Raw genomic sequence first — 14,933 nt, 5'->3', positions numbered from 1 at the left:
CGGGTAGCGGCGCACGCCGTCCCCGACAGCTCGTCAGGCCGCGGCGCCGCCCGATCCGGGTTCCGCGCGCGCCGGGAGGAACGGCGTCGCATCGGGTGCCAGCCCTTGCTCGATGCCGCGTGCACGCGCCAATTCGGCATCGAACGCCGCGCCCATCAGCATCGCGAGATTCGTGATCCACAGCCATACCAGGAAGACCACTGCGGCGGCCCACGATCCGTACACCTTGTTGAACGAGCCGAAATTAGCCACGTAGACCGCGAATCCAGCCGAGGCAGTGATCCAGACGATGACCGCGAGCGCACTTCCCGGCGTCAACCAGCGGAAACCGGGATGCCGAACGTTCGGCGCGGCCCAATAGAGCAGCGCGCACACCAAACCCACCAACACAGCCAACACCGGCCACTTGAGCACGTCCCACACACGGACACCCGCCGCGCCGACACCCAGCCACCCTCCGACCTCACGGGCGACGTCTCCGGTGGCGACCACCCCGACCGTGCACGCCGCGACAACGACCAGCATTACGACGGTCAATCCGAGCCGCAAATGCACCGTCTTCCAGATCGAACGTCCTTCATCGATCTCGTAGATCGAGTTCGCGGCGCGAATAAACGCGCCGATGTAGGCGGAGGCGGTCCACACCGAGACGGCCAAGCCGGCTATCGCCAACGGCCCCGACAGCGAACGCGCACTCTGCAGATTCTTGATCGCATCGACGAGAAGGGCAGTACCACTGCCCGGTCCGATCTGCGCAACGGTATCGATCAGCGATTCGGTCGAGCTGGGTCCCAGCATGCCGAGAAGCGCCGTGAGCACCAACAGCCCGGGAAATAGCGACAGCACACTGTAATAGGTCAGCGCCGCGGCCCAGTCCGTGAGCTTGTCCGACCAGACCGCACCGATCGTCCGCCACAGCGCACCACGCCAGGACCTCCATCGAAGGTCCATCGGGCTCGACACCCGCTCGACAGTCATTCCCGCACCTCCCGGCCAGCACCCGGATACCCGGACACGGTCATCCAAAACACCTGGCCGACTGTAGTTTGCGTGCCGCAGGACCTTGATCCCGCACCGGCTCGGCCCATCATTCCCGGCCGTACCCGTCGCCGACGTCATGAGCCTCAGCCCAGAGCATCTGCTCCACCGCGGCGCTACGCGGGAGCGAACTCGATCATGATCACGCTCGCAGCACGCGTCGGGATATCCCGATATCGACTACCCGTGCCCATTTCGGTGGTTCGTCCGGAACGTAATCGCCGATCATATTCGCGACACGAACTCTCCCGACGGAACAGCCCGACCACCGTCCGACACCTGGCCGTCCAGTCGGCCACGGTCTGGCCGTCGGTCAGCACGACGAGCACATCAGGACGCGGCCGGGCCATCCGTAGCCTCAGGGGAACCTCGGCGGCTGGCGACACCGATCAGGAATCGAGAAGCACCGGCCACCGATCAGCAATTAGCGTCACTGCCATGAACAGCACCGCCAACCAGAGCGCTATCGACTCCGTCATCCTCGAGGTGCCCGATCCCGCGGCCGCCGCGGTCTTCTACGACACCGCGTTCGGCCTCGGCGACCGGCTGCGTGTCCGCGCCGCGCAGGAGGCGACCACCGGGTTCCGTGGCTTCATCCTGTCGCTCGTGGTCTCTCAGCCGAACACCGTCGACACCTTCCTCGGTACTGCCGTCGAAGCGGGCGCGACGACGCTGAAGCAGGCGAAAAAGAGCTTCTGGGGCTACGGCGGCGTCGTCCAGGCCCCGGACGGGGCGATCTGGAAGATCGCGACGTCGTCGAAGAAGGACACCGGCCCGGCCACCCGCGAGGTCGAGGATTTCGTGCTGCTGCTCGGGGTCGACAACGTCAAGGCGACCAAGCAGTTCTATCTCGACCGCGGCCTGAGCGTGGCCAAGAGCTTCGGCAGCAAATACGTCGAGTTCGACGCCCCGTCCGCGTCGGTCAAGCTGGCGCTCTACGGGCGCCGGGCCGCCGCCAAGGACGCCGGCGTCCCCCCGGAGGGCACTGGATCGCATCGGATCGCCATCGGCAGCGATATCGGGCCATTCGCCGACCCGGACGGGTTTACCTGGCAGGTCGCCACTGCCTGAACCGGTCGATTCGATATCGACGAATTACACGGCGAAGAACTCGACATCTGGGCGCGGCTCGGCGCATCACGGGCGACGCCAGGCGCGGCGGCGCATTCCACGCACTCCATGAACACGAGCGAGTCGCTGACGATGAACCGACCGCTGCCGACCAGGTCGCCGGTATCCGTACCCGCTCGATGAACTCGGCAACCGGTGGCCGGACGAGCACCCGACGGCTTGTCGTGATTCCATTCGAAGCGATTCTGTCCGTATGACATTCGAGGTGCCCGTGACTCAACCGTCCGACCGACCGACCCCCGCCGAGCCGCCGCAGCCGGATCGGAACAGAACCAAAGCTCTGGTCCTCGTCGGGCTCAGTGTGACGCTCGGCGTGATCGCGGTGATTCTTGTAGTGGTGGGCCTGATCATCGGTGACGAATCGTCCGCTGCCGCTGAGCTGTCGACGACCAGCGCGGCGGCACCGACGCCGTCGGCCGCCACGAATCCCTCGCCGGCCGGATCAGGCGCCCCGTTCAAGCCATCCGATTCGCAATGCGCGCCCGCGGCGGCATCCATCGTCGATTCCGTACAGCAGGGACTGACGCACGCCGATTGGCAACTGACCAACGGCATAGTGATCAGCGCCAGCAGCACAACATATTTCGGAGCTCAGATCGTCGACCAGAACGGCGTCGTGAAAGAGCCCTCGAACGTTTGGATCATCCGCAACGGCCAGGTGTATGCGTCGACCGGAGGCGCACGAACCAACACGACGTTCCCGAAAGTCTCAGCCGCACTCGTGAACATCTCGCTGAGTGATGAGCTCATGCAGGCGGTTGACAACTGCGTGGTGAACGCAACGCTCGACCGCTGATATCCAGGTCCGGACACTCGAGATCGCCCCGGCCGTCCGGCCGGGGCGATCTCCACTCGTTCGTAACTGGCGTTGCTCCACCGACGACTTCTGTGACGGACACGTCAAAATTGCTTGATACCACCATCTTCCGGATCGAAGCGGTGTGAAATTCACTGATCGACAGTGTTGTGGATGACCGATGTCATCAGTCAGGAGCGCCCCTATGCCACGTGAAAGAGATTCGGCTGCCTTCCCGCATCTGAAGGCGGACCTGGACCGCGTTCGTGACGTTCTCGGCCTCGTGCAGTTGCCGGGCAGGCCTGAACTGACCGTACTCACAGACGAGGGCGCGGACAGTCCGCGACGCCTGGTGCGTCCCACGCTGACGTTGCTGTCGTACTACCTGCTCACCGATCCCGCCGTCCCGGCCGATGACCGGGTGGTGCGCGCCGCCGCCGCCGTGGAGTTGCTGCACCTGGGTTCGCTGTACCACGACGACGTCATCGATCATGCCCACGAGCGACGAGGCCGTCCCAGTGCCAACGCGGTATGGGGTTCGCCATTGGTTGTCTTGGGCGGGGATGCAGCGCTTTTCGCGAGCGCGCGGATGCTGACCGAACTCGGCCAGCGAGAAGGTCTCGCAGGGACGATCGCGGGTGAGCGGATGTGCGCGGGCATGGTGATCGAGACCGCCGACCGGTATGTGGCCTCCCGCAGCGAGCAGTCCTATCTGGACGCGATCGACGGCAAAACAGTGGCGCTGCTCTCGCTGGCATGCCGGGTGGGCGCGATGCAGGCGGGGCGCGGCGATCAGGAAGAGGAGGCGCTGGCCGGGTTCGGCCGATACTTCGGGTTGGCCTACCAGTTGCGCGACGACATCCTCGATCTGACCTCGACCGCCGAGGAAATGGGCAAGCCGGTCAACGCGGATCTGCCCGAGGGCATCTACACACTTCCCGTGATCCGCGCCGCGGCCCGCGATCAGATCCTGGCCCGCCTGCTGGGCAGAGCGATGACAGGTGCGGAAGCGACCCGCGTCCGGAAAATCGTCATCGCCTCCGGCGCCGTAGCCGAAGCACAAGCGGTGGCCGACGAATTCATGGACCAGGCCGAGGGCAGGATCGCCGCGCTGGCCGCCGACCCGCACGCCCGCGATGTGATGACCGCGTACGCTCGGTCCGTACTCGATCGGCGGACTCCGCTGCCGGTGACCTCCCGTTCCTCAGCGCAGGCGACCCAGACCAACCGTGCGGAGCTCTCGCCGGAGATCACTCGATGGCTGCGGAGTTGGCTGGTGGACACCGGTCTTGCCGTCTCCCCTGCCGAGTTGGATCACCGACGGTGGGCCGGATCGTTCCAGCTCTTGAGCGTCATGTTCTCCTCCGTGACCCCAGCCGACCTCGCCCATGAACAGACCGCCGCCGCCCTGGGCATGTTGTGCTTTCTGTGGGATGACCTGTTCGAGGATCCGCGGCTGACCGATCCCGAAGCCATTACCGCGCTGCGGCGTGGCATGGTCGCGACACTGCGCCAGGACCCGGAAAACCCCTGGAGGTCCGGCGCGCTCGCCACGGCCTGGGCGAGTTTGTGGCCACGCTTGCGCGCGGGCCGCAGCGCTCGCTGGCAGGAGAAGTTCCTCGACGACATCGAGGCGTGGTTCGAAGCCGCCGAACGCGAAACACGCCACCGCCTCGACGGCTACGTACCCGCCACCGCCGACTACCTGCCATTGCGGAAGTCGACCAGCGGATTCGAAACCGCCATCGCCATTTTGGAGTTACACCACGACCGCGAACTTCCACCGATCGTGCGCAACCACCACGTGATCCGCCGTCTGGAAGAACTTGCTTTCTTTGTGGCCTTCGTCAAGAACGACCTGGTGGGAATCGATCAGGACGAGGCAGACCAAGTCCCCTACAACCTGGTCAGAGCCATCCGTCACGAAACAGGCTGCACCCGAGACGAAGCCATCGAACAGGTGCAACGCCAACTGACCGAGCAACGCGCCGAACTCGACGCGGTGATCCGCTATGTACCCACACTGTTCCGGATCCTTCCCGGCCTGTCCGGCCTCGGGAAGAAATTCGAGTCGATCTACGAAAGCCTGACGAACATGGCGCGACGGGTGCCCGACAGCGATCGGCATACACAAACCTCCGCGTTCCAAGGGCCGGAGCCGGACTTCGAACGCTTGCGCCGTGAGGTCTACTACCACGCGGCTGATGAACCGGCTCCTACCGCGCCGTAACCCCGCGGTCGGCGAAAACCCGGGTGTCCCGTGCGATCCGCTTCGGTAGTCGCGCGGACGTTCCGGCCTGGGTCACTCACACGAGTCGGTCAGCCCCTCGGCGGCACCCACACACCGTCCTGACCGCACTCTGCCGATACGGCCTACCCACCCGACACTCCGATCTGCTGGCCGATCCGGGTCAGCACTCGCCGGGTCAGTTCGGGGTCGGCAACGGTGGGTCTGTCGGTGTAGTCGCCGAGTGCGTAGATGCCCGTGAAACCCGCTGGACCCCATTGGTCTCGCGACAACGTGCTCCGACCGGCCACGGCGACAACCGGGACGGGGTGGGCGCGGCGGGCCAGGACCGTGGGCAGTTTGCCGTTGGCGGTCTGCTCATCGATACTCCCCTCCCCGGTGACCACCAGGTCGTATCCGCGCAGGTGCCGATCGAACTCGAACAAGTCGAGAAAGAACTCGGCGCCCGACACGATCTTGCCGCCCAGCAGTAACGCCGCGAAGCCGATGCCGCCTGCACTGCCCGCTCCGGCTGCCGCCGCGACCGCCATCGCGTCCGGATAGCCGCTGCGGGCGAACGCTTGGACGAGGCTGTTCAGACCAGCGTCGAGAAACCGCACCTCGGCTTCGGTGGCTCCCTTCTGCGGCCCGTACACCGCCGCCGCGCCGTTCGGTCCGAGCAAAGGATTGGTGACGTCACTGGCGACCACGATCTCGATGCCGGTCAGCTGCGCCGCCCGGGAGGCGTCGACGGTGCGGACTCGGCTCAGATTCCGTCCGCATGCGCGCAGCTGTCTGCCCGTCGCGTCGGCGAAGGTGAAGCCGAGCGCTGCGAGCAGTCCCATCCCGCCATCGGTGCTGGCGCTGCCACCGAGAGCGAGGACCAGCCGGTGCGGCCGATATCGCAACGCCTGCGCGATGGCTTGCCCCATGCCGAGACTGCTCGCGTCGAGCGGCAGCGGGCGGCCGTTCGGCAGCGTGTCGAGGCCGCAGGTGTTGGCGACCTCGACGACAGCGGTGCCGTCTCCGACGGCAATTCTCCCGTATCTCGGCGTCCCCGCCGCCCCGGCCACCGTCACCGGATGCGGAGCGAAACCCGCTGCTATCGCCGCATCCACACTGCCGTCGCCGCCGTCGGCCAGCGGCATCCGGTAACTGTCGATCCCCGCCGACGCCAGGCCCTCCGCCAGCCGGTCGGCCACTTCGGCCGCGGAAAGGCTTCCTTTGAACTTGTCGGGGGCGACCAGAACCCTCACGCGGTGGACTTCCTTATCAACGAGTCGGCTCGACAGTGGTGACCGGATATCAGTCCGCGTGGGCCACCGAGCCGAGCAGGTCCCGGACGCGGTTGGCGACCGTGATGAATTCCGGCGTCTCCATTGTCGAGGCGTAATCCCGGTGCGCGGGCAGCTCGACGTCGAGCAATTCGATGATCCTGCCCGGCCGCGGGCTCATCACCACCACTCGGTTGGCGAGGTATACGGCCTCGGCCACCGAATGGGTGACCAGCAGCACCGTCGTGCCGGTCTCCCGCCAGACCCGATGCAACTCGACGTTCATCCGTTCCCTGGTGAGCGCGTCGAGTGCGCCGAACGGCTCGTCCATCAGCAGCACTTCCGGTTCGTGCAGCAGGGCCCGGCACAGCGAAACCCGCTGCTGCATGCCGCCGGAGAGTTCGTGCGGAAGCGCGTTCTCGAATCCGCTGAGCCCGGTCATCTCGATGAGTCGTGCGCATTCGGCCGCGGCAGCCCGTTTGTCCATGCCGCGCATCTCGGCTTGCAGCAGGATGTTCTTGCGAACGGTCCGCCATTCCAGCAGCGCGGCACGCTGGAATACATAGCCGATATTGCGCTGCGGCCCACGCACGGGGGCGCCGCCGAGTTCGACGCTGCCGGCGCTCGGATCGGTAAGGCCGGCGACTACCTTCAGCAACGTCGACTTGCCGCAACCGGACGGTCCGACAATCGAGACGAATTCGCCTCTGCGCACGTGCAATCCGACGTCTTGCAGCGCGGTGACCTCACCCCTTTTGGACGAGAACCGGACGGATAGGTTGTCCACCGCGACCGCGGTATCGGTACGGGCAATGGTGTTGGTGCTCATATCGTCAGTCGCTCCGGTCACGGCTTGCTGGTCGGCGTGAACTTCGAGTCCCAGTACTTGGCCGGGTCCTCGGCTTTGTCCAGCAGCCCCGTGCTGCTGAGGACATCGATCGTGGCGCGCCAGTTCGCTGCGGCATTGGTTCCCGGCGCTTTACCCGCGGTTTCCGGCGTGCTGAGCAAGGGGATGGTCTGCTGCCACTGCTGGAGCAGCACCTGCTGCGGCGGCAGTTGCGGATCCTTACCCTCCATCGCGGCGACCGCTGCCTCCGGCTTCGCGACCGCGGCGGCGAACGCCTCACTCGTCGCATCCAGCATGGCCTGTACCAGCTTGGGCGAGGATTCGATGGTGGCCTGGTTGGCGATCAGCCCATTGCTGAAGAAGTTCAGGCCCTGGTCCGAATACCGCAGGTAGCGGACTTCCTTGCCGCTCTTGTTCGCGATAGTGGGGCCTTGATCGTGCGCGAAGCCGATAAGCCCGTCGACCTTGCCCGAGAGCATCGCCGACATCTTGCCCGCCGAGTCGAGGCTCTGCTGGGTCACCTTATCCGCCGGAACGCCGGCCTTCTCGAGATAGACGGGGAAAGTCGTGGTCGGTGCGTCGCCCGCGGAGACGGCAATCGTCTTGCCCGCGAGATCGGCGGGTGTCCGGATATCCGAATCGGCGAATACCTGCACCGCCGAGGGGGTGGTCTGGAGGAACACACCGACGCTCTTGATCTTGACGCCCTTGTCGATATTGCTGAGGACGGCCGGCGCGTCGGCCCAGCCGAAGTCGGTCTGCTTCGAGCCGGTGGCCTGCGCGGTCTTGGTCGAGCCCTGCCCGGCCGAGATCTTCAGATCGATGCCGTGCTTGGCGAAAATGCCCTCTTGGATCCCGTAATAGAATGGCGCGTGCTCGCCGTAGGGATACCAGTTGAGCATCAGCGACACCGAGGTGGTCTTCCCGTCGGTACCGGGGTCCTTCGCACTGGTGCCGCCGCCTCCGCAGCCGGTCAATGCGAGGACCGAGGCCAGCGCGGCAGCGCCGATCGTCGTGAATGTGCGCGTTCCGAATTTCATGCGATTTCTCCAGCTGTGGCGGAAATATAGTGCGTTCGACATGCTCATGCCGCGCCGACGACCGAGGTCGTGGATCGACGGGAGGCGTGCCATGGAATGAGGAACTGCTCGGCGACCTCGATGATCGCGAACAGGATGATGCCCAGCAGGGACATGATGATCAGGGCAGCGAAGAGCATCGCCGTGTCGATATTTCCGTTGGCCTGCAGGATCACATAGCCGAGCCCTTCATTGGCGCCGACGAATTCGCCGACGACGGCGCCGGTGACCGCGAGGGTGGCGGCGATCTTGAGGCCGGACATCAGCTGTGGCAGCGATGCGGGAAACCGCACCTTCGCGAACGTCTTCCAGTTGCTCGCGCCCATGGTGGAGGTGAGTTCGAGGATCTCGGGATCCACCGAGCGCAGCCCGGCCATACCGGAGATGACGATGGGGAAGAACGCCATCAGCACAGCGACGAGGATCTTGGGGCTGGTGCCGAAGCCGAGCCACACGATGAACAGCGGAGCGATCGCGATCTTCGGGATGACCTGCGCGAAGAGGATGAGGGGGTACATCGTTCGCTCGGTACCGCGGGAGTAGATCATCACCAGTGCGACGGCTTCGCCGACCAGCGCGGCGATGAGGAAACCGACCACCGTTTCGTAGGTGGTGACCCACGTGTTCTGGAGCAGGTACGTCGAGTTGTCGGCAGCGGTTCGCCACGTGTCCGCCGGCGACGGCAGGATGTACGGCTCGACGAGCTCGAACTTCGTGACGGCCCACCATGCGACGACGAGCACCACCACCAGGGCGAGCGGCCGCCATATGGTCGACCACATGGTGGAGAGGGATGGAAGCTTCCGGCGCCGGGCGCGAACCGGTGGGGTCGCTTTCCGTGCGGAGGAACTGGCCTCGACGGACGTGACTACCGCCATCTGGAGTCCTAAAGCTAGTAGTTGGAGCGGGGTTCGAACCGCACCCGCTGGGAATGCGCTTTCCGAAGCTGCGACCGAGGCTAGTGTGACCGGATCCACAGTGTCAAGGGTTCGGAATTTTTGCAGGTCAGGGGCAGCGTATCGCGCTGCTGTCGCGCAGGATCACCCGACCTGGCACGAGTTCGTGCGCCTGCGACGCGGTGGCGGAGTCGTCGAGCGCGAGCCGGACGGCACGCTCGCCGATGTCGACCAGCGACAGCGCTACCGTCGAAAGACCCGGCACGTGGTCACGCAGCGTCGGGATATCGTCGAATCCGGCGACGCAGATGTCGTCGGGGACCGAAAGCCCGAGTTCACGCCAGGCCGCGATCGCCCCGATCGCCATGACATCCGTCACAGCGAATACGCAGGGTGGGGTGGTGCCGGCTCGTCCCGGATGCAGATCCAATGCGGCGGCGAGCCGGCGCGCGGCACTGAAACCGCCATCCCGGGAGAAGTCCCCCGCGATCTCCACCAGCGGTGTCACGCCTCGCGTCGCGAGAGCTTCGACGAAGCCGTTGCGCCGGTCGACCGCGGTCCTGATAGTGCCCGGCCCGCCGATGACGGCGAAATCACGGTGGCCCTGTTCGAGGAGGGCGTGCGCCAATTGCGCTGATGCCGCGTGGTTTTCGAGCTCTACGGCGGCGCCGAAGGACAACGGCTGTCCGATCACGACCACCTTGCCGTTGTTGTCCAGATACCGCGCGCATTCCTTCTCGAGGTCGCGGTCGAGACCCCCGCTCTGGCGTGATCCCGCCAGGATGATCGCGTCGGCGCGGTGGGAGATGAAGGTGCTCACGGATTCGCGTTCGATATCGAAATCGCGTTGCGTGCTGGCCAGCAGTACGAGTTTGCCCGCCCGGTGCGCCGCCGTCTGGACTCCATGGGCGATCGAGGAGAAGTAGGGGTCGGCGATATCGTGCACGATGAGCCCGATGAGCCCGGTCGAAGCCCGCGCCAGGGCCTGGGCCTGGGCATTTGCCACGTATCCCAATTCCGCGGCGGCGGCGCGAACTCGGTCGGCGACGCCTTCGCCCGGGATCCGCGACGAGCCGTTGAGCACGCGTGACGCGGTCGCCTGGGAGACGCCCGCCCGGATCGCGACGTCTTGCAATCTCACAGCCGCCATAACTTCGTGCCTCGTCCTCTCGGTACGCGTGGGGTTGACCGGACACCCGGGACTAGCATAGCTTGGAAAGCGCATTCCGACGCTGACTTGTCCACTCGACGTGTGCGGGTCCATCCACACCGTCCACGACCCATTCTGCGGTCGTCAGCCACGCAAATCAGAAGAGGCACATACCAATGCCCGACTCCACATCCCCGCGCACGCTCCGCATCGCCATGAACGGCGTCACCGGTCGCATGGGCTACCGCCAACACCTGATGCGATCGATCCTGCCGATCCGCGACGCCGGCGGGCTACAGCTCCAGGACGGCACCCGCGTCCAGGTGGAGCCGATCCTGGTCGGCCGCGATGCCGCCAAGCTCACCGAACTCGCCGCGCAACACGGCATCGCCGAATGGAGCACCGACGCCGCCGCCGTCATCGCCGACCCGTCGATCGATATCTACTTCGATGCGCAGGTCACCTCACGGCGCGCCGAGGCACTCGCCGCCGCGATGAAGGCGGGCAAGCACGTCTTCACCGAGAAGCCGACCGCCGAGACGCTGGCCGAGGCCATCGAACTCGCCAGGGTGGCCGCGAACGCCGGCATCACCGCGGGCGTCGTGCACGACAAGCTCTATCTACCCGGCCTGGTGAAGTTGCGCAGGCTCATCGACGAAGGCTTCTTCGGCCGGATCCTGTCGCTGCGTGGTGAATTCGGTTACTGGGTATTCGAGGGCGACAACCAACCCGCCCAGCGACCCAGCTGGAACTATCGGGCCGAGGACGGCGGCGGCATCGTGGTCGACATGTTCTGTCACTGGAACTACGTGCTCGAGGGGCTGCTCGGCAAAGTCGAGACGGTCACCGCCAAGGCGACGACGCATATCCCGACCCGATGGGACGAACAGGGCAAGCCATACCCGGCAACCGCCGACGATGCCGCCTACGGGATCTTCGAGATGGAGAACGGGGTGGTCGCGCAGATCAACTCGTCGTGGGCAGTGCGCGTGTACCGCGATGAGCTCGTCGAGTTCCAGATCGACGGAACACACGGCTCGGCCGTCGCCGGATTGCGCAAATGCGTCGCGCAGCATCGCTCGCATACGCCCAAGCCGGTCTGGAATCCCGATCTCCCGGTCACCGAGCCGTTCCGCGATCAATGGCTGGAAGTGCCCGCGAACGCGGATTTGGACAACGGATTCAAGTTGCAGTGGGAGGAGTTCCTCACCGACGTGGTGAACGAACGGCCGCACCGCTATGGGCTGCTGTCCGCCGCCCGCGGTGTTCAGCTGGCCGAACTCGGACTGCGCAGTTCCGCCGAGGGCCGTCGGATCGAGATTCCGGAGATCACGCTGTGACCGCGACGTCCGCGGGCGTGTCGGTCATGCTGCCGGTCGACGGCCGACTCGAACCGTACGTTCTCGGTACCCCCGGCGACTGGACGCGGCCGACACGGCCGATCGTCTCCCGAGTGGCTTTCGCTGCCGCGCATGTCGTTCCGCGCGTGTCGGCGGACAACACGCCGGGCGCTCCCGCCGACATCGATTGGGAAGCGACGCTGGCCTACCGACACGAATTGTGGTCCTACGGACTCGGCGTCGCCGATGCCATGGACACCGCACAGCGCGGGATGGGCCTGGACTGGCTGGCGACCGCGGAGCTGATCCGGCGATCCGGCGGCGAGGCGGCATCGGTCGGCGGCAGGCTCGCCTGCGGGGCCGGAACCGATCAGCTCGACCTCGCCGGACTCCCCTCCGGATCGGCCGGACTCGCCAGGATCGTCGATGCGTATCGCGAGCAGATCGACGTGGTGACCGAGGCCGGAGCACAGGTGATCCTGATGGCCTCGCGCGCACTCGTTCAGGTCGCGCAGTCGGCCGACGACTATATGTACGTTTATGAGAAGGCGCTCGCCGGTGTCGATCGACCGGTGATCCTGCACTGGCTCGGCACCATGTTCGACCCTGCGCTGCACGGATATTGGGGCAGCGCCGATATCGAGACCGCCACCGAGACGTTCCGCACGCTCATCGAGAACAACAGATCGAAGATCGACGGAGTCAAGGTGTCACTGCTCGATGCTGCCCACGAGGTCACGCTTCGCCGCGCACTACCCGACGGGGTGCGGCTGTATACGGGCGACGATTTCAACTATCCCGAGTTGATCATCGGTGACGCGCAGGGGCATTCGGATGCACTGCTGGGCATCTTCGCGGCGATCTACCCGGCCGCGTCGACCGCGCTACAGGAACTCGACAACGGAAATTGTGCGCGCGCGTCGGAAATCCTCAGCTCCACTCAGGAACTCGGGCGGCACATCTTCGCGGAGCCGACCTACTACTACAAAACAGGTATCGCTTTCCTGTCCTGGCTCAACGGCAAGCAGCCGGGCTTCTCGATGGTCGCGGGGCTGTCCACAGGCCGCTCCGTGCCGCATATGGCCGAACTGTTCCGGCTCGCGGACAAAGCCGGGCTGCTCCCCGATCCGGAACTCGCCGCGTACCGCATGCGGGTCTATCTCGAACTGAACGGATTGAGCTCATGACTTCGGTCGCGGCACAGCAGTCGCCATTCGATCTCGCCGATCCATACCGCTCGCTGTCGCTGAATACCGTAACGACCAAAAGGTGGACGCTCGCCGAGGCGGTAGACGGCGCTGCCCGCGCGGGGCTCGGTGCGGTGGGCCTGTGGCGCGATCGGGTCGACGAGGTCGGTGCCGCCACCGCGGCGAAGATCGTCGCCGATGCGGGGTTGCGCGTGTCCAGTCTGTGCCGCGGCGGATTCTTGACCGAGCCGGGCGACGGACAAGCGGCCCTCGACGACAACCGCCGCGCTATCGACGACGCGGCAACGCTGGGCACGCGGGAACTGGTGATGGTGGTGGGCGGAATGCCCGACCGAAACCTCGCCGCCACGCGGGCACGGGTGGACGAGCGGCTCGCACTGCTGGTCCCCTATGCGGCCGAGCGTGGCATCCGCCTCGCTCTCGAGCCGCTGCACCCGATGTTCTGCGCCGACCGTGCGGTGATTTCCACACTGGCACAGGCATTGTCGATGGCGCAACCGTATCCGGCGCAGACCGTGGGGGTTGTAGTCGACACCTTCCACCTCTGGTGGGATCCGACCCTGGAAGAACAGATCGCGCAGGCCGGTGCGACCGGGCGGATCAGCTCGTATCAGGTGTGCGACTGGCTGAACCCGATGACCGCCGATCCCCTGCTGTCGCGAGGCATGATGGGCGATGGCGTCATCGACTTCGCGACGATCGGCGAGTGGGTTCGCGACGCCGGTTACCGCGGCGACGTCGAAGTCGAAATCTTCAATGCGGCAGTATGGTCCAGCGATGGCCATGACGTGATCGAGACGATGAAGCAACGCTACCGCGATCTGATCCTCCCGTCCCTCGTGGACTGAACCGGACTCGTGCCGATCCCGGCCCAGATTCAGTCCTCGGCCGGGATCGGCCGGTCGGCTCGCCCTCGATGTCGTTCCGGCTACGAGCCGGGGCAGGCACCTGGCGCACCTGATCACCAGTGGCGTGAAGCAGTTGTTGCGCTCTGCCTGCAGGGACCCGGTTGGGCTGACATTCTCGAAAGAGCAACTGCGGCAAGGGGGATCATGAACACAGTGCCATCGAATTGGTATCCAGATCCTGAGCACAGGAGGTTCTGGAGGAATCGGGACGGGCCCCCAGCCCTGGACATCCGATCGGATGACGAGTGCGGCGATGGAGGCCCTCGAACGGCCCCGCCGTGACGCCGCGGACGCGGCGAAGATCCCGGTGTTCGACGTCCGCACGTATGCGAGAAGCCAAGCGCAGGAGCTGGCCGACGCTCCGAGATTTGTTACGCTCCGAGTCAGCGAGAAACTGCGTGGTCCGATCCCTCCCAAGCAGTCTCGATGAGGGGCGAATCCTGCTGTGGTCCGCCTGTATCGTCGAGCCCTTGGCTAACCAGTGTCTCAATCCGCGCCCGGATGCCGCGCGGACGGGCGGCACCCATTCGCCCAACAGCCCCTGATGGTGATCGATTGATGCGTGAGCGAATCGGATACCCAACTAGCATCTCGGCATCCGCCGTCGCGTGCGGACACAACGTCGGGAGGATCGTGGTCATCGAACCCGATCATCGAAAGCCGTTGCTGTTCCCGTGTTTTCATCGCCGCCGGGCCCGGGTGCCGATGCATCGTCCGAGAACGATGACGTAGAGTCATTGTGCCTCTTCGAGGGCGGTGACATTGCTTGCCGGAAATTCGTCTGGTGTCGGATGTGGTGTCGCGGGTCGGTCGGTGACGTGGGCGTGACCGGCCCGCCGGTCTGTCGATTTTCGACTATCGGCCGGAAATGATTTCGCCGCTCAAGTCCGCGGAGGGAAATCTTCTGGTCGGCTCTGCCACAGGGCATCCTTCTTGTCGGACGACGAATTCCCAGGACTTCTCGCGGTCCACGGTGTCGGGAATTTTGGTAGCTGTATCGACGATGTCGTAGGCGATTCTGGTCGGTCATGGGCCCCGA

Annotated in this window: 12 protein-coding genes; 6 read left to right on the top strand and 6 right to left on the bottom strand. The window is 65.5% G+C overall.

What is annotated here, in order from left to right; genetic code table 11:
- Positions 1-33: 33 nt before the first annotated feature.
- Positions 34-978, bottom strand: a complete 945-nt coding sequence (locus AB0B25_RS17345; RefSeq protein WP_357180045.1) for a YihY/virulence factor BrkB family protein — start codon at positions 976-978, stop codon at positions 34-36.
- Positions 979-1,476: 498 nt separating this feature from the next.
- Between AB0B25_RS17345 and AB0B25_RS17340 the strand changes: the two genes are divergently transcribed.
- The 3 genes from AB0B25_RS17340 (at position 1,477) to AB0B25_RS17330 (ending at position 5,195) form a co-directional block, all read left to right on the top strand.
- Positions 1,477-2,109 (top strand): glyoxalase, encoded by a 633-nt coding sequence (locus tag AB0B25_RS17340; RefSeq protein WP_357180042.1) that lies wholly within the window; start codon positions 1,477-1,479, stop codon positions 2,107-2,109.
- A gap of 361 nt (positions 2,110-2,470) precedes the next feature.
- Positions 2,471-2,965, top strand: coding sequence for a hypothetical protein (locus AB0B25_RS17335; RefSeq protein ID WP_357180039.1), 495 nt, complete (start codon positions 2,471-2,473; stop codon positions 2,963-2,965).
- Positions 2,966-3,170: 205 nt separating this feature from the next.
- Positions 3,171-5,195 (top strand): polyprenyl synthetase family protein, encoded by a 2,025-nt coding sequence (locus AB0B25_RS17330; RefSeq protein WP_357180036.1) that lies wholly within the window; start codon positions 3,171-3,173, stop codon positions 5,193-5,195.
- A gap of 143 nt (positions 5,196-5,338) precedes the next feature.
- Here AB0B25_RS17330 and AB0B25_RS17325 read toward each other — a convergent pair whose 3' ends face one another.
- From AB0B25_RS17325 to AB0B25_RS17305, 5 genes are all read right to left on the bottom strand, one after another.
- Entirely contained in the window at positions 5,339-6,448 is a 1,110-nt protein-coding gene (locus AB0B25_RS17325; RefSeq protein ID WP_357180033.1) for a glycerate kinase, read from the bottom strand.
- 49 nt (positions 6,449-6,497) lie between these two features.
- Positions 6,498-7,295 (bottom strand): ABC transporter ATP-binding protein, encoded by a 798-nt coding sequence (locus AB0B25_RS17320; RefSeq protein WP_357180030.1) that lies wholly within the window; start codon positions 7,293-7,295, stop codon positions 6,498-6,500.
- A 17-nt stretch (positions 7,296-7,312) separates the two neighbouring features.
- On the bottom strand, positions 7,313-8,353 hold the full coding sequence (locus tag AB0B25_RS17315; protein WP_357180027.1) for an ABC transporter substrate-binding protein: 1,041 nt from the start codon (positions 8,351-8,353) through the stop codon (positions 7,313-7,315).
- Positions 8,354-8,397: 44 nt separating this feature from the next.
- Entirely contained in the window at positions 8,398-9,270 is an 873-nt protein-coding gene (locus tag AB0B25_RS17310; protein WP_357180024.1) for an ABC transporter permease, read from the bottom strand.
- A 127-nt stretch (positions 9,271-9,397) separates the two neighbouring features.
- Positions 9,398-10,438 carry a LacI family DNA-binding transcriptional regulator gene (locus tag AB0B25_RS17305; RefSeq protein WP_357180021.1) on the bottom strand — a complete coding sequence of 347 codons (1,041 nt, stop codon included), beginning with the start codon at positions 10,436-10,438 and terminating at the stop codon, positions 9,398-9,400.
- Between the two features lie 176 nt (positions 10,439-10,614).
- Here AB0B25_RS17305 and AB0B25_RS17300 point away from each other — a divergent pair, with 176 nt between their 5' ends.
- From AB0B25_RS17300 to AB0B25_RS17290, 3 genes are read left to right on the top strand one after another with little or no spacing between them, the layout of a single operon-like run.
- Positions 10,615-11,778, top strand: coding sequence for a Gfo/Idh/MocA family oxidoreductase (locus tag AB0B25_RS17300; RefSeq protein WP_357180018.1), 1,164 nt, complete (start codon positions 10,615-10,617; stop codon positions 11,776-11,778).
- Positions 11,775-12,965, top strand: a complete 1,191-nt coding sequence (locus tag AB0B25_RS17295; protein WP_357180015.1) for a dihydrodipicolinate synthase family protein — start codon at positions 11,775-11,777, stop codon at positions 12,963-12,965. Before AB0B25_RS17300 ends, AB0B25_RS17295 begins: the two co-directional genes overlap by 4 nt.
- Positions 12,962-13,834, top strand: a complete 873-nt coding sequence (locus AB0B25_RS17290; RefSeq protein ID WP_357180012.1) for a sugar phosphate isomerase/epimerase family protein — start codon at positions 12,962-12,964, stop codon at positions 13,832-13,834. The genes AB0B25_RS17295 and AB0B25_RS17290 overlap by 4 nt, the downstream gene beginning before the upstream one ends.
- Positions 13,835-14,933: the final 1,099 nt, after the last annotated feature.

The sequence above is a fragment of the Nocardia sp. NPDC049190 genome (assembly GCF_040648115.1).
Classification (GTDB): Bacteria; Actinomycetota; Actinomycetes; order Mycobacteriales; family Mycobacteriaceae; genus Nocardia.
The sequence above is the reverse complement of the archived record's forward strand: the minus strand, read 5'-3'. Positions and strand labels throughout refer to the sequence as shown.